Source organism: Paenibacillus sp. PAMC21692 (genome assembly GCF_014303795.1).
In the GTDB taxonomy this organism is placed as follows: domain Bacteria; phylum Bacillota; class Bacilli; order Paenibacillales; family Paenibacillaceae; genus Pristimantibacillus; species Pristimantibacillus agaridevorans.
In genome coordinates, this window is sequence record NZ_CP060293.1 from 3,559,544 (window position 1) to 3,575,990 (window position 16,447).

The following is a 16,447-nucleotide window of genomic DNA, read 5'->3' on the forward strand; positions in this document are numbered from 1 at the left end:
TGCAAAGGCGCATACCTACGCTATGATGTTTTTGAGTGAGGACTGGAATCATAGGTGATGTCTGGAGAGGTGACAGCCCATTGAGTCTGATTAGCGTCATAATTCCGATTTATAACGCCGAAAGTCAGTTGAGCCAATGTTTGGAATCCGTACTTGGGCAATCGGAGACATCCTTAGAGGTCATTTTGGTCAATGACGGATCGACGGACGGCAGTCTTGCAATATGCCGGCGTTATGCGTCAAAGGATGAGCGCATCCGCCTTATCGACCAGACGAGGGGGGGCAGCATAGCTGCCAGGCGGAGGGGATTGGAGAGCGCGTCCGCTCCATACATAACGTTTGTTGACGCTGACGATTGGCTGGCGCCTATGATGCTGGAGAAACTGATGAGGACTGCCCGCAGACACGACGCGGACATCACCGTTTGCAATACGTATAAGGTGCTCGGGAGTTCTGCTCTCTTTAAGCGAATGAATAAGAGTTCTTATTTCCGGGAGGCTGAGACCCTATATCGGGGGGAGACGATCCGTTCAGAACTCGTCATTTCGTTTCTGCATGGACATTCTTTCCCGGCTTTTCTGCATGGGAAGTTATACCGGAGGCAGCTTGCCGCAAGCGGAGGGATACATTTAGACAAACTTCGATTTTTCGGGGACGATTTATACTATAACCTGGAAATGTTTTTGCGCGCACGTTCAGTAGCTGTAATATCCCAACCCTTGTATTATTACAGAGCAGGCGGATTAACGAGCCGGTACATGCCGGAGCTGCTGCAAGATGCGGTTGCCGGCTATCAGATTCAACAGTCGATCATCGAACAATATTTTGCCATTAATGAGAGAGACCAACATTGTGTCGGTAGCAATCTGATGTTATTGAACACTCTTAGAACATACTTGCAAAAGATGTTCGAGGGCGGATTGAGCCGTGAAGAACGTTTGGCTTCGATCAAGGAGATGTGTCGGCATCCCGAAGTGATCGATTGTGTCAACCATGAGCCTACCGCCAGATTGTGCAGAATTGATTTTGTTGAGGCAGTACGAAGGCTCGATTATGATTTTTTAGAGAAGGAAGGACGCAGGCAATACATCAGAAGCTGGTTGCGAAGCCGAACGGTTTTTGTTGCTTCTGTGGTTGGTTCCATCAAGCCATTTTCTAACTTTAGCAAGAGAAAAGAAAAGGTGACTTCGTAATAGCCGGTTTCACCTCATCAATCGATTAAGGCAGGCGTGCATAGGGAGCACGCCTTTTCTATTTAGGTTTGGCGGTTTTTAGTCATCATATACGCCTCCGTGTGTGTTAATATAACGTTAATACTGTAAAACGATAAGGTGGTTCGGATTCCCTTGAATGTGAAATCCCGAAAAAACAACGTGTTCAAACGCTTCATGGTTTCTTTTCTATTCATGTTAATCATCCCGATCGTGCTGTCCAGCTTTACCTACTACGAAGCGGTTCAAATCGTGGAGACTCAGTCCCGAGAAGCTAAGCTAAGCATATTGGAACAAGTCCGGGATGTGCTCGATAATCAATGGGCCGATATGGACGAAGCAGCTATTAAACTATCCTTCGATTCACGTCTGATGGGGCTATATCATCTACAAGCGCCGCTTGGCAATTCTCCGGAGCTCTTCGATATTTGGAATTATTATAAAGACTTTCATTCTTCAGCGCTTACAGGCAGCGCATACTCCAATACTTTTTTCGTTGTACTAAAAAATAGCGATCTCGTGTTCTCCAAAGCTCAAATGAGCGACTCATCAAAGGCATTCTATCAAGACGAGTTTCAATACGAAGGCATGTCGTACGAGGAGTGGCGCGAGCTCCTGTACGGTAAGCCGCACTTTCGAGAGATTCTTCCTTCAAGGATGATACGGACGAACGGCGAAGAGAAATCCGGCATCACTTACATGACGTCTCTTCCAATCGGCAAAAACCAAGAGGTGCAAGCCGTGGTTGTATTCGCTGTTGAGGACAAAGATATTTTGAAACTAGTCGGAATCGACGATACTGATCATACGAACGGCCAGACTTTCGCGATTCTGGATGACAAAGGAGAGGTTGTCACGACAAGTGCGGACGCGTCTATTCCAGCAGAAATTCGTAATGCGCCTGATCAGAACGGATTTTTGCATGCAAAAATAGGCGGAGAAGATCATCTCTTTATCTATACGCGTTCGGCTTACAACAACTGGATGTACGTTGTGTCTTTGCCGATCGAGCAAGTGATGGGCAATGTCAAATACATCCGCACCATTGCACTGTCCGTCGCAGCAGGGACACTCATCGTCGGGACGATCATTTCCATGTGGATGGCTTATCGGCACTCTAAACCATGGAAAGAAATTGTCGCAGTCCTCAGAGCGTTCTGGGCTAACGACCAGCCGGGCGGCAAGCCCGAGCAGTCTGAGAAGCCTAATGAGGTCGATTATTTACAGACAAGCATTACCCGGTTAATCGATAATAATCAATCGCTGCAACAAATGCTGCAGCGACAAGCGGATACGCTCAAAAACGTTTTCATCGAGCGCCTGTTCAAGGGCGAATTTGAGGACCGCGTACAGATGCATGCTATGCTGGTTCATGCTGGTCTGAAAACGCAAGGGAACGGTTTTGTCATCGTTGTACTCCATATTTATAAAAATAACGAAATGCTCAATGCAGAGAGTCTGGAAGAGCTAAGCATCCTCCGGGCGTTGATTGAGGGGATCATTGATGATCATCTTCAAGACAGAGGTTACATTCACACCATGCATGAGAATGAGCTCGCCATCTTGGTTCGATCTGACGCTGCGGAAAAAGAAGCCTTTAAAAGCGATCTGCAAGACTTATTCCGTCAAATTAACCGGAATATCAAAGAGCAGTATTTGATCGTACCGATGATTGGCATTGGCAGCATCTACGAAGATCTGCTGGATGTACACTATTCTTACCAAGAAGCGAAGTTGGCTGTCGCTAACAGCCATGCAACAGACAGTGATGAGACTGCCATCGCTTGGTATGCCCAAATGGCCCAAGAGCAGACCGGATATTATTATCCGACGGAAATGGAGATTCGTCTAATGAATGTCATTAAGGCGGGAAACTCCACAGAGCTCGGTCACATTTTGCAGCATCTGTACAATGAGAACTTTTTGAACCGAACGTTGTCCATAAGCATGAAGCAGCATCTTTACAGCGAGTTGCGGGCTACGGAGCTTAAGCTGGAGGATGAGCTCGGACAGCATGTTCTCGCCGAGGAGAATGATCCTGGTTTCGGACAATACATCACAGGCAACGAGCAAGTGCTGCGGGATATTTTTCTTCAATTCCATTACCTTTGCCGCACGAATGAGCGGAACAAAAAAAGCAGAAATACGCATCTTCTGGATCAAATCATGGCTTACATTAACGATCACTTTCAGAATCCAAACATTAACTTATACGCGATTGCTTCTCATTTTAATTTATCGGAGTCCTACTTGTCTCAGTTTTTCAAAGAGCAATCCGGGGAAACATTCAGTTCATATCTGGAAAATCTCCGCATTTCACTTGCGTGTCGATTAATAGAGCAGGGTTCATTATCCATTGACAATATAGCGGTGCAAGCAGGTTATAATAGCACGCATTCGTTCCGCAGGGCGTTCAAAAGGACGATGGGAGTATCTCCATCGTCCTTTAAGGAAATGAAAGGTTAGCTGTTATTCGCCTTGTTGTAGGCATCCGTACGCAGCTTCACAACTTCCGCCAGTCCGGCTTTGTTCGCAGCGTCCATGAATTTTTTCCAGTCCGCGTCATTGGACGGGTCGAGCGCATCCGTAATGAATTTCAGCCAGTATTCGTCCCGCACACCGTTCAGTGTCGTTTCAAGCCCTAGCAGTTTCTTGCGATCGGCGTCGCTTAATTGGAGGATTGGTTCGATTGGTCCGTAATAGTTAGGCTTGGTTGGGATGACCTCGCTCATCTCCAACTTCGTTTTGTTGAAGGTTTGGTCAAAGTCTTTGTAAGGTCTAATAAACCCGCCTAATCCGATTCCCCCGATATTGATGCCGTAGTTCGCCAGTTTGTTGCCCTCCGCCTGAGTAGGCGTGCTCATCGTTGGTAAGAAAGTGGGGGTACCTTCCTTCATTTCGTACGTAACCCCTTCCTTGCCGTACGTATACCAGAGCTGCCCTTCATCCGAAATGGCCCAATTCAAGTAATCAAGCAGACGGTCAACTTTCTCCTGGCTTATACCTTGCTTAATAGCCGGTCCCCAGAAGGAATAATACGATTCTTTTTTGTAGATTGTCTTGTTCGGGTCATTGGTCGGATGGTCGAAATTTTCGACCCACGCCCATTTGACGTCGGGAGCGGCAGTTTTTTGCTGTCCTTCCATAAAGGATGGGTCGTTGATCGTTTGTGCAATGACGTGATTGCCTTGCGCAATCAGTTTGTTCGTCTGGTCGGATGTAGCTGTCGCGAAATCCTTCATTAGTAAGCCATTCGTATACATTTTGTTTAAAAATATAAGAAGGTCGCGACTTTGATCGCCAGCAAGCGGATAGGCATAGAATTGTTTGGTCATAGGGTCCACGTAGGAGTTCCAGGTTAGCAGAAGGTCAGGGAATCCGAACATTTGGAAGAACGTGCTGACAGCCCACAGCGGCGACGAAGAATTCCCTGGCGATACGAATGGAATTAGACCCGTTTTTTCTTTAATCGTTGTGAGGGTTTCGATCATTTCATCCGGCGTTTTCGGAAACTCCAATTCATATTTGTCAAATAGATCCTTGCGATATTGCCATGCGTTCTGTACTGGAATCGTCCGCTTGTTAGGTAAGAAATACAGCTTGCCATCGGAGAAGCGCGTCGACTTGAATACAGTGTCCCATTCCTCGTCGCTCCAAATTTTCAGGTAGTTAGGCAGTTTTTCCTTGATTTCGTCCATTTCGAACGGGCGTAGATACCCCGCTGACATCCATTCGATCGATTTCCATTGATCTCGGGAGTAGGGGATGAACTCAGGACCGTCTCCAGTGGAGAACAGAAGTGTCGTCTTAGTCGGCCAGTCGTTGCGGCTATAGTCCTCTGCCTTGAAAACAAGGTTGAATTTCTCTTTCAGCATCTTCGCTTCCAAATCATCTATGACATTCGAGGTATCCAATATCGCTCTGGACACGGTAATAGTCAGTTCCTTGTCGTATTTGCCATTGGATGCGGTAGCTTCAGCAGTCGGCGATGTTGACGTCGATGTTGACGGTGCGTCGTTGTTCTTGGCACAGCCGACGACAAGCGAAAGAGACAGGATCAAGGTTAGCGCGAACGTAAATGACTTTCTTTTCATGTATACTCCCCCTAGGCTTCGTGAGTTATGATTGTTCAACCTTTTAACGAACCAATCATGACGCCTTTGACAAAATATTTTTGAATGAATGGATACAGGATCATCATCGGCCCGATGGACACGAACAGCGTGGCGTATTTTATCGACGTTATATCGGTAGAAGCCATCTCGTTGGCCGATACCTCGCCCGCCTTAATCGATTGCATGAGCAGCTCGGAGCGGATGATGATCGATCTCAAAACCATTTGTAACGGATATTTATCCGTATCTTTCAAGTAAAGCAACGAGGAGAACCAAGCATTCCAATAGTTTACCGCATAGAAGAGGCCGATCGTAACCAACGCCGCCATTGATAAAGGCAGTGTGATGCGGAAGAAAATAACCAAATCGTTGGCTCCGTCTAAGTAAGCGGATTCATTTAATTCTTCAGGAACCGCTTGGAAGTATGACCTCATAATAATAAGATAATACGTCGATACTGCCGTTGGCAAAACAATTGCCCAGATTGTGTCGTACATTCCCAAGTTTTTCACCAGTAAGAAGTTGCTAATCATTCCGCCGTTGAAAAACATCGTGATTAGAATGAACACCATGTAGAATCGTCGCAGCGTCAGCTTTTTTCGCGAAAGGGCGTAAGCGAGCGAAGTCGTTAGCAGCATACTGATGGCGGTTCCCAGCGTCGTATAGATGACGGAATTTAGAAAAGAGTGAGGTACGGTTTGGGCTTCCCAGATGAGAAGGTATGCTTTTAATGTAAAATCAACCGGGAACAACGATACTTTGCCCATGTTGAAAGCCGTCGGGCTGCTCAGAGAAGCGGACAGCACATAAAGAACGGGGTATATCGTTGCGATTAGAACCACAATCATGACAGCATGAACGACGATGTCCAACAATTTAGACGAAAGCGATTGATCTCGGATCATTGAATCACCCCCTTTACGTTTAGAATAAGCTGTTGTCTGTCGTTTTCTTAACGAACCAGTTGGCGGTCAGCAGCAGCGCGATATTAATAAGCGAGTTAAAAAATCCAACTGCCGTAGCGAAGCTGTATTCGCCGAACTCAAGGCCGCGCCGGTACACGAATGTGCTGATCACATCCGATACTTCGTATGTGACGGGAGACTGCATGAGCAACACCTTGTCCGCCCCTAGCGACATCATTTTACCAATCTGGAGCAGCAGCATGATCATGACAGTAGGCTGGATAGCAGGCAAAGTAATGTGCCAGATCATCTTTACTCGACTTGCCCCGTCAAGCGAGGCGGACTCATACATATCCGGATTCACGTTCGTCAAAGCGGCCAGGTAGATGATTGCGCCCCATCCGAGCGTCGTCCAGATCTCCGAAAGGATGTATAACGGCCTGAACCATTCCGATATCCCCATGAAGTTGATCGGTTCTATTTGGAACACTTTTGTGAGCAGCATATTAAACGGGCCGTCCTGAGGGGAAAGGAACATGAACAGCATCCCGATAATCGCTGGCAATGAGATAAAATGCGGTAAGTAGCTCACCGTCTGTACGAATCGCTTATAGAAGTTTTTTCGTATCTCGTTAAGCAGGATTGCAAACAAGATTTGCAGAGGAAAAACGATCAATAATTCGAGAAGACTGAGTAGCAAGGTATTGCGGATGACCCGCCAAAAATAGATATGCTGAAAAAATGTCTTGAATTGATCGAAACCAACCCAAGTGCTGCCCCACACCCCTTTCATAGGCTGAAAATCTTGAAACGCGATTAGAATGGCATACATCGGTGCATAATTGAAAATCAAATAAAACAGAACCCCGGGCAGTGCCAATAAATGAAGATACTTTGAACGCTCCCACCCTTTTTTGAATGACGATGCCCAGCGGCTCCGCCTCTTGATAGGAGAATTGGTAAGAGGCGCTACTTGATTCAATGCATTCAACTCCTTCTGTTTTGTTTTTTTTCTTTGCACTAGATGCACTAGAGGCCGCAATTCCTTTATGGCGCTTTATAGCGGTTTCGGGATTCGCGTTGCATCTCAATTTTTACATGGCATCAGTCGGACGAACAAGGTACATCTCATAAACGGAGTACTATTCATTAGATTTCGTGAAATGAAAGCGCTTTTCTAAGATATTGTACGGTATCCGATGCAAATGGAACTTGTGAACATGCGGATACCGAAGTAAGATCGAATGCAATGGAGTGGACTGTAAGCGTTTATCGTTTATATGCGAAGAATTTGCACTCTATGTACACTCCTTTAGTTGAAAGGGGGGGCGTTAAGATGGAATGAAACGGGGTTTCTTCAGTGATGAAAGGGGTTTCTTCAGTAAGATATAAACCGTTTGGAGGAGGATCTTAATGAGGAAAAAATCAATAGCTTTGCTAACCGCACTATTGCTTGCTTTGCAGCTCCTTCCACCTTTTCCGGTAATGGCTTCGTCGATCGGCATCAGCAATCTTACCCAGAACAACCTGTGGTACGATCCTATCACCTACGTCGTAGACAACGATCTGCAGACCGGAAAGGAAGTGTATGTCAACGATCCCTCCACGACATTTTCCGACATAGGCTCTTATGCTAGTTTATCATTTATTCAAACGAGCGGAGGAACAGATCATAAGAACGAACCGACCAATCCATTCCTCACGTTCGAGATTGACCAGGATGCCACGATTTATGTGGCCATGCATGCTGTTAACGCTTCGACGGATCCGTTCAACTCCGATTACTGGCTGACCCCGCAATATGGTTGGACGTTTACTGGAGATACGATCGAAACCGAAGTCAGAGACGCAGACGGCATCGTCACGACGACAGACATCTACCGCGTCTATTCACGTACCTACAAGGCGGGAACTGTCGCTTTGGGCGGGAACCAGGCTACGGGGCACATTGGTTTTGGTCGGATGTATTCTGTACTCGTCGGACCTGCAGTAGGCACGCCGCTGGATCCGCCTCCGCTGCCGCCAAGCGTAACTCCAGGCACGATTCCCGCTTTCCCTGGGGCAGAAGGGGGAGGCAAATTCGCAACGGGCGGACGCGGTCAGGACGTGTACTATGTCACGAATCTGAACGATTCCGGCCCGGGCTCGTTCCGCGACGCGGTCAGCCAGAGCAACAGAACGATCCTGTTCAAGGTGTCCGGGACGATCGCGCTGGAATCGATGCTCTACGTAACGTCCTCCAATCTGACAATTGCTGGGCAAAGTGCGCCAGGGGACGGCATTACTTTTAAGAAGCATACGGTTGTGTTCCAAGGCGATAACCTGATTGTCCGCTATCTGCGTTTCCGTACGGGCGACGAAGCTGGCGTCGACATGGATGGCGTTACAGGTCGGCATCGCAAACAGATCATCTTCGACCATATCTCGGCGAGTTGGGGAACGGATGAATCCTTTTCTTTCTATCAGAACGTTGACTTCACGCTGCAGTACAGTACAATTGGCCCGACAATCGTGAAATCCAACGTGGAGGGCAAAGGGTTCCACGGTTATGGCGGTATATGGGGCGGAGATAATGCCACCTTCTACTACAACCTGCTCGCCCATAACGACAGCCGCAATCCACGTTTTTCCGGTAAATCGCAGGACGTGCGCAACAATGTGATTTACGACTGGGGCTATAAGAGTATGTACGGCCAGAGCGGGCAAGGCAACATGGTCAACAATTACTACAAGGCTGGGATCAGTACTCAAATTGAAGATCGAATGGCAGAGACGGATGTGGTTGACCTTAACCCGCCGTATAGTTCAAGTATCGCGCTCACCGGCAACAAGATGGTCCGCCGGGACGGCAGCTTGTCCTCCAACAGCCATCCGAACAACTTCGGCGGTATCTACAAGAATCCGCAGATGTTCATCAGTACCCCGTTCGCGATGCCGAATCCATCGCCGCAGGATAGTCCGGACGTCGCTTACGAGAAGGTGCTGAATTACGCCGGCGCAAGCCTCAAGCGGGATGAAGTCGATCGTGAACTCGTTAACGACGTTATTAACGGGACGGGAAGCGTCATCTATACGGCGAACAATTTATCGGCAGAAGATCAGGCAACCCTGGAGGCTAAACATGCGACGAAAGTAACATTGCAATGGCCGGTGTTACAGACGGCTGAAGTGCCGGCGGATACGGATGGCGACGGGATGCCGGATGTCTGGGAGCTGGAGCATGGATTAAATCCGAACAGTGCTCTTGACGGGAAAACCGATTACACCGGCGACGGATATACGAATCTGGAAAAATATTTAAACGAATTGACGATTGGGACCTTTCCCGAAGGTGTCGTTCCCGCACTGTCGAAGACTGCCGTGAACGGGGCTCCTGGTGATGTACAAGCACAAGCGTTAAACCGGGATTCGATCCGAGTGAAGTGGACGCCTATGGCTGGAGCAACCGGGTATCATGTCTATCGGGCTGCCAGCTTGAACGGCGTGTACACAAAGCTGACGACTACGGCGCTGACTGCTTCTACATTCATCAACAACGGATTAACCTCCGGGACCGAATATGCTTATAAAGTGACAGCAGTTACAGCTAGCGGAGAATCCGCCTTGTCGCTGCATGCTGCGGCCACGACGAAAGAATCGTTACAACCGCTTAGCTTTGATTTCAACGATGGAACCAATGGCGATTCTTATTTTGCGCCAGCTGAATGGCCGACGGCCTGGACGGTATCGCCTACACCGAGCTCCGCTGACAAGAGCCTCAGTATCGCGCCTAACGCGATAGGGACGTTCACGTACGACTTCACATCGACAGGAACGACTTCGCATATCCAATTCGATTACATGCGCGAGGCGAACTTCGATCTGGATAAACTCCTGTTCTATACAGGGACGAACTTCCTTGAGACAGTGTCGGATTCGGTTTACGGATTGCGCTATCGGCTAGGGACAACGCTCGAATACCGCAATCTGATTCCAGGCTTTCAACTGAATAACTGGTATACGATAGCGATAGATCTCGATTTCGTTGCGAATACGGTGACGTTCCGAACAGGACCAAAAGGCGGACCGCTGACAATACAGGCGCAGGAATCGTATACGGGGGCAAGTTCCAAAATCAGTGCTATCCGCGTCTACAATCAGCGCTCGAGCGGCAGCCTGTACTTTGATAATGTGACCTCTTGGAATGGGCCTGCAGAACCGTCCGGCGTCACGGCCACAGCCAGGAGAAACGAAGTCGCGCTCAGCTGGAATGCAGTAAGCGAAGCTGAGACTTACGCGATCTACCGGGCAGAGAATCTGGATGGACCGTACCGGAAGCTGGAGGTAGGAGCCATCACGGATACCGCTTACCGAAATAAAGGGCTGCTAGCGGATACGACTTATTACTACAAGATCAGCGCAATTAATGCAGAGGGAGAATCGCCGTTGTCGGCTCCCGTGCAAGTGACCGTTGGCGGTCAATCCTCGGATTTGGTTGTTGATTTCAATGACGGTACAGTAGGTCAGCCGTATTCCGCCTATCCTACCGCTTGGCCGACAACATGGCTGGTCGCCGCGGAGCCAAGCAGTGCGAACCTCAGCTTAAGCGTTGCGAACGGAGCGACGGGCAACTTCGTCTATAACTTCATGGCCGAGGGGCCGACCGCGCATTTCAGCTTCGACTACATGCGGGAAGCGAATTTTAATGGCGACAAGATTTTATTGTATACCGGATCCAACTTCGTGGAGATACAGACGGATACGGCAAACGGTCTGAAATACCGGGTAGGCACGAGCAGTACTTATCGTAATCTTCTGCCCGGATATAGCTTGAATACCTGGTATACGGTAACAATCGATTTCGATTTTACAACGAATACCGTGACGTTCCGAACGGGACCGCAGGGCGGCGCACTGACGCAGATGGCTCAGGAATCTTATACGGCAGTCAGTCCCAAAATCAGCGCCTTTCGTGTCTACAGCCAGCGGTCGACGGGCAATGTGTACTTTGATAATTTCATAGTGAGTAGAAATTAAACCGTTAACTAAACTAAAGGATACTCAGGGAGGCTATTATAACATGGAAGTAAAAGTACTTAACAATGCGGATGAGTTGGGAAAAGCTGCGGCTGCACATGCAACTGAAATACTGCAAGCTGCGATTAAGGCGCGCGGCAGAGCCAGGCTTACGCTTTCCACAGGGGCGTCGCAATTTGCATTTTTTAAGCATTTTGTTCAAGCGGATTTGGATTGGAGCAAGGTCGAGATGTTTCATTTGGATGAGTACGTAGATTTGCCGGAGACTCATCCGGCCAGTTTTCGCAAATATTTGATGGAGCGGTTTTTGGCTCATGTCGGTGTCGAGCGTTATGAATTGGTGAACGGCGAAGGCGATGTTCGCCGCAATATCGAGGAGTTAAACGCAAGATTAAACGAAGCGCCGATCGATCTCGCTTTGATCGGCATTGGAGAAAACGCGCATGTCGCATTTAATGATCCGCCGGCTGATTTTAATACAGAGGAGCCGTATTTTGTTGTTGATCTTGCCGAGTCCTGCAAACAGCAGCAAGTTGGCGAAGGCTGGTTCGCTTCGAACGACGATGTGCCGAAGCAAGCCATTACAATGAGTATCCGGCAAATTATGAAAAGTTCCGTCATCATATCGTGCGTGCCGCATCGGGTGAAAGCGAATGCGATCAAACTTACGCTAGAGAACGAGCTGATGAATGAAATTCCTTCCACGATTTTGAAAGACCATCCGCAGTGGACTCTTTATCTGGATCAGGAATCGGCATCGGCGTCGCTGGATGCAGGACTCTTATACAAGCTGCTTCAAACAAGTGAACGATAAGAAAGGTGAACCTATGAGATATAGAATAGCGGTTATTGGCGCCGGACAGATAACCGAAGGTCATTTGATGGCAATGAATGAGCTGCAAGATCGATTGAAGCCTGTTGCCATTGCGGATATCAGGATTGATCGGGCTGAACAACTATCCGAGACGTACGGTATGATTGCGTATGAGGATTATCGTGAAATGGTGCTGAGGGAGAAGCCGGATATCGTCGTCATTACGCTGCCGCATCATTTGCACATGGAAGCAGCGATCTTTTGCGCCGAGGCAGGCTGTCATATACTGCTCGAGAAACCAATGGCATTAAATGCGAAGCAATGCGATGACATCATGGATGCTGTACGGCATAACAACGTTCGACTGATGGTCGGCCATACGCAGCATTTTCTTGCGGAAAACATGGCGGCAAAGAAGTTCATTAAGAATGAAGCAAAGCGATTAGGACAGCTTGTCATGATGAATGATACGCGCCACAAAGCATACTACAACACGGATCGCCCGGCCTGGTTTCTCGACAAGCAGCGTGCGGGAGGCGGTATCTTGTTTAATTTGGGATCGCACTCTATTGATCGATTGATGTGGCTCGGAAATGCGAGAATCGTGAAAGTTCGAGCATCAATCAGCCATTACGGACCGGCAGGCGATGTAGAGGGCAGCGGGGTTGTTTTCCTTGAGAATGAGTCGGGAGTGCCATCCACTATTGTACAATCGGGTTACGGAGGTGTGCCGAGGAACGAGCTTGAGCTTATTTTTACGGAGGCTATGATGAAAGTCATTCCGGGCAAAGGTGTGTGGCTCAGCCGTAATGGCGTTTACGAACAAATCCCAGTGCCTCGAGAGGATTCCCCCTTTGTCTTGCAATTTCGCGAGTTGCTTGCAAGCATCGAAAGGGAATGCGAACCGGAATGTTCAATGGATTACTCCAGAGATGTCATTGCAGTTCTGGAGGGCATCTATCGATCACATGAGTTAAAAGCTGAAGTGAATATTTCTACGCCAATGCTTTCCGAAGAGCTTGGGCACATTTAGATACTGTTTAATGCAGAATAGGCGCTAGCATTGTAAATGGTTCATGAGACCGTCTCACCTTCCGTAGAGTTTGTAGGGGTACAAACACTACACCGAAATGAGCGGTCTTTTTTCTGCCATTTTGTAGATAATCAACAGATTTGATCTTAATCGTACGCCCCTCGGGGCAGGATGATATAAACCATATTGAGTTGAAAGAGAGGATCTTACTGTGAAAAAACATGTGTTCTCTATCATTGGATGCCAGCATGCCCATATTAATAGATTCATTCAGGAAATGCTGGAGCTTGGCCATGAATGCGCCGGTATTTATGATCCGAATCCTGCTGGAATCGCAGAAACGGTTGCCGATAAATATGGTGTTTCACTTGTTAGCAGCATGGAAGACATGCTCGCTCCTGAAATCGATATTGTAGGGTGTGCTGCGATCAACAATCAAAAGATAGACATCGTGGAGATCTGTGAACGTAAAGGCAAGCACATAATGGTTGACAAACCTATTGTGACATGTCGAGGTGATTATCATCGTCTGGAAATGTTGAGTAGAAGGAGAATTATCCAAATTGGCATGCTGTTGACGGAACGCTTCAGCCCGCCGGTCTATACGTTGAAAAAACAAATCGAACGCGGTACGTTCGGAAGGATCGTTAGCATTGGGATGCGTAAGCCGCATCTCCTTTCTTCAAATGAAAGGCCGCATTGGTTTTTTTCGAAAGAACAGTCGGGAGGTATCTTGATAGATCTTCTCATTCATGACTTTGATCTCTTGCGTTGGCTTACAGGAAGTGAGGTTGTAGGCTCTGAAGGCTATCTAGCCAAAAACATTTTGCCAGATCACACCACTTTCTATGACATGGTTGGTTTGCAGGTGCTATTAGAAAATGGGATAACGGCGCAGCTTTATGCAGATTGGCATACTCCTCTTTCAAGCTGGACATGGGGCGATTGCAGGATTTTCGTTTCAGGTACTGAGGGCAGCGCCGAGCTTCGTTTGAAGGGAGATCCTTTTGTTTCCAAGAAGCCTCTTTATATGCACGTCACCAATCAGGAGGCGCCTTCCATTATGGAGGTGGCGGCACCGCCCTGCACGATTACCGAGGATTTTTTGAATCGCATCCATGGTAAAAAATCTAATATAGATGCAGAAGATATTCTCGCTGCTACACTGGCAACAATTGAAGCAGACGAACGGGTTCATGTTATCAATCTTTCTGAAAGAGGGCAAGTGCGTTGATATTGCAGTAGAAGATGGCGTTATTCGGTCAGTAACCGAAGGTGTTTCACAACGTGATGATATTTTTGATTGGGTTGGATTCGATTCCGGAATTTGGAATTGAAGCTGGTAGTGGATTGATAGGTGGTTCTACATTGCTTGCTAATGCTAGAATCAAGAGTACTGGTTTAGCTCTAAATATGCAGGTTCTAGGGATTAAAATAAAGAACTATACAAGTGGGAGAGGGAGTACACAGGGAGAACAATTCTGGGGAGTCTCGTTTCTAATAAATAAAAAATGAAGCTAAATTAGTGTCTTCCGAATTTAAAAACTAACTTAGCTTCAAGTAAATAACGGGGGATACATGAATCGACTGAGTAGTAAGACCTGGATAAGAATATTTGTTATATGCACTGTTCTCATAATGATTGGTATAATTTTTTTGATATATGATAAATATGAGCGAAATATTATGAGCTTTAAAATTGCAACTCATTTCTTAGGCTGTTATTTGTTGTTTGGTGAAGCTTCTTTTAGATTTCGGGATGAGATCAAACATCTATCAAATACAATCAAAAAAACTTTCTTTTTTGGAATTCTAATTTTATGCTATTTTTTCGGGTTACTGACCGGTATTCAATTTCTTAATCTTTTTGGAGACACCTTTTTAACTGGTCATCAAACAAAAGAATTAGTTATTTTCGGAAGCGAGAAGGTTTACAATGGTAGTGACAGGATATTTGTAATAATGGATGGGGAAAGAAAAGTCCTCTATTTAGCTCCGGGGTACGTGGAAGTAAAATCAAACTTAAAATACCTCGTCCATGTATTTGAAAAAAGTAAAATAGTTATACCTATAGAAGGACCATTGAAATAGTTCGAGAAACAGGATTTTGAACAAAAAACTACGACTGACCAAATAACATACAATAATGGCCTACAACGCCTCACTCCACCGCCTGGTGAATGCCGGTTGCTGATGACGCGCGGATGGCGTCCATCAGCCGATGCAACCGCACAGCTTGAGCGAAGTCAGGGAGTCCCACCTCGCCTCCGGCGAGCCGCTCAGCAAATAAGGCATAGAGATGGGCGACATTGTAGCCCGGTCCTGGCGGCGTATTCTGCGCAATCGAGGCGTAGCCATCCGGCGTTTCGAGCGTCTCTGTATCCCCTGACGGTCGGACAATTTTAAGATTCAGTCGGTCCATTTGGAACATCAGTCCGTCCCGCGGCGTCACGACCAGTTCACCCTCGGTCCCGATAATCCGCATCGTAAAGCCGGGCTCTCCAGCATTGACGAATTGCATCGAAACAAGCGTGCCTTGGGCCAGTCTACCGGCGATAAGCACATGATCCGGTGCATTAGCCCGTACGGTTTTGCCGGTCTCATGTACATGGACCTCCGGATATTGCGTGGCCAGCGTCGCTGATACTTCGGCAAACGGGGCTACGATATATTCTATTGGATCAAGTAAGTGCGCCGCTCCGATGGTCAATTGATTGGCCCCGTTGGATTCATCCAGCAGATAGACGTGAGCCAAGTCTACTGTCCCGCTCCTCGTCGGGAATTCGGGCAGCGTCGCGACGCAGTTCACCGCCAGGACGCGGCCAACGGCGCCCTTTACGACCAGATCCCGGATGTAGCGGACGGTTGGATTGCCTCTCGCCTGAAGGCCGACGATATGATTGATTCTCCGTTTCTCCGCAAGCGCAAGAAGTGCCTCAGCCTCTTCTGTATTCCGAGCTAGCGGCCACTCGCTGTACACGTGCTTGCCAGCTTCAATCGCCGCTCGAATTAACCGAGCATGCTCCGGGACCTTTACTGTAACCGCCACGACGTCAATGTCGCGCTGCTTCGCCATCTCCAACGCGTCCGTATAAAACCGCTCAATGCCATGGCGCTCCGCCGCCGCCCGTGCGCTCTCCGACCGAGTCCCGGTCACCGCCTTCGTATCGTATGTATCCAGCGCAGCGAGTGCCGGGACGTGAGCAAGACCGCCCCATCCTCCCACTCCGATGATGCCGACGCCCCACTTTGATTTCTTTTCCATGTTGTATTCCTCCTCTAACCTGTTCTCCCGCATTACTGACAAGACTGAGCATACAAGATATAATCAGATCAGAAAAGTACGCACTTTT

General features: G+C 47.8%; 12 protein-coding genes. 8 read left to right on the forward strand and 4 right to left on the reverse strand.

Annotated features, from left to right (window positions below):
* Window positions 1-80: 80 nt before the first annotated feature.
* Together H7F31_RS14015 and H7F31_RS14020 are read left to right on the forward strand one after the other, a co-directional pair.
* A complete protein-coding gene (locus H7F31_RS14015) occupies window positions 81-1,193 on the forward strand; it encodes a glycosyltransferase family 2 protein (protein ID WP_187104680.1) in 1,113 nt (370 codons plus the stop codon).
* Between the two features lie 159 nt (window positions 1,194-1,352).
* Complete coding sequence (locus tag H7F31_RS14020; protein WP_261800511.1) at window positions 1,353-3,677, forward strand: helix-turn-helix domain-containing protein; 2,325 nt, start codon at window positions 1,353-1,355, stop codon at window positions 3,675-3,677.
* Here H7F31_RS14020 and H7F31_RS14025 read toward each other — a convergent pair.
* The 3 genes from H7F31_RS14025 to H7F31_RS14035 are packed head-to-tail and all read right to left on the reverse strand — an operon-like array spanning window position 3,674 to window position 7,213.
* Window positions 3,674-5,305 (reverse strand): extracellular solute-binding protein, encoded by a 1,632-nt coding sequence (locus H7F31_RS14025; RefSeq protein WP_187104682.1) that lies wholly within the window; start codon window positions 5,303-5,305, stop codon window positions 3,674-3,676. The two genes, H7F31_RS14020 and H7F31_RS14025, sit on opposite strands and share 4 nt — an antisense overlap.
* 35 nt (window positions 5,306-5,340) lie before the next feature.
* Window positions 5,341-6,231: a carbohydrate ABC transporter permease gene (locus H7F31_RS14030; RefSeq protein WP_087566680.1), complete on the reverse strand. Its 891-nt coding sequence runs from the start codon at window positions 6,229-6,231 to the stop codon at window positions 5,341-5,343.
* Window positions 6,232-6,250: 19 nt separating this feature from the next.
* Entirely contained in the window at window positions 6,251-7,213 is a 963-nt protein-coding gene (locus H7F31_RS14035) for an ABC transporter permease (protein ID WP_261800416.1), read from the reverse strand.
* A gap of 431 nt (window positions 7,214-7,644) precedes the next feature.
* Between H7F31_RS14035 and H7F31_RS14040 the strand changes: the two genes are divergently transcribed.
* The 6 genes from H7F31_RS14040 to H7F31_RS14065 all read left to right on the forward strand — a co-directional run bounded on the left by H7F31_RS14040 (window position 7,645) and on the right by H7F31_RS14065 (window position 15,185).
* Window positions 7,645-11,247, forward strand: a complete 3,603-nt coding sequence (locus H7F31_RS14040) for a fibronectin type III domain-containing protein (protein WP_187104683.1) — start codon at window positions 7,645-7,647, stop codon at window positions 11,245-11,247.
* 43 nt (window positions 11,248-11,290) lie between these two features.
* Complete coding sequence (locus H7F31_RS14045; RefSeq protein WP_187104684.1) at window positions 11,291-12,061, forward strand: glucosamine-6-phosphate deaminase; 771 nt, start codon at window positions 11,291-11,293, stop codon at window positions 12,059-12,061.
* Window positions 12,062-12,074: 13 nt separating this feature from the next.
* A complete protein-coding gene (locus H7F31_RS14050) occupies window positions 12,075-13,094 on the forward strand; it encodes a Gfo/Idh/MocA family protein (protein WP_187104685.1) in 1,020 nt (339 codons plus the stop codon).
* A gap of 211 nt (window positions 13,095-13,305) precedes the next feature.
* A complete protein-coding gene (locus tag H7F31_RS14055) occupies window positions 13,306-14,328 on the forward strand; it encodes a Gfo/Idh/MocA family protein (protein WP_261800417.1) in 1,023 nt (340 codons plus the stop codon).
* A gap of 53 nt (window positions 14,329-14,381) precedes the next feature.
* The gene (locus tag H7F31_RS14060) at window positions 14,382-14,609 is read left to right on the forward strand and encodes a hypothetical protein (protein ID WP_187104686.1); all 228 of its coding nucleotides are present in this window, start codon (window positions 14,382-14,384) and stop codon (window positions 14,607-14,609) included.
* Window positions 14,610-14,780: 171 nt separating this feature from the next.
* Window positions 14,781-15,185, forward strand: a complete 405-nt coding sequence (locus tag H7F31_RS14065; RefSeq protein ID WP_187104687.1) for a hypothetical protein — start codon at window positions 14,781-14,783, stop codon at window positions 15,183-15,185.
* A gap of 70 nt (window positions 15,186-15,255) precedes the next feature.
* Here the strand turns inward: H7F31_RS14065 and H7F31_RS14070 are convergent, their stop codons facing one another.
* Complete coding sequence (locus H7F31_RS14070; protein ID WP_187104688.1) at window positions 15,256-16,359, reverse strand: Gfo/Idh/MocA family protein; 1,104 nt, start codon at window positions 16,357-16,359, stop codon at window positions 15,256-15,258.
* Window positions 16,360-16,447: the final 88 nt, after the last annotated feature.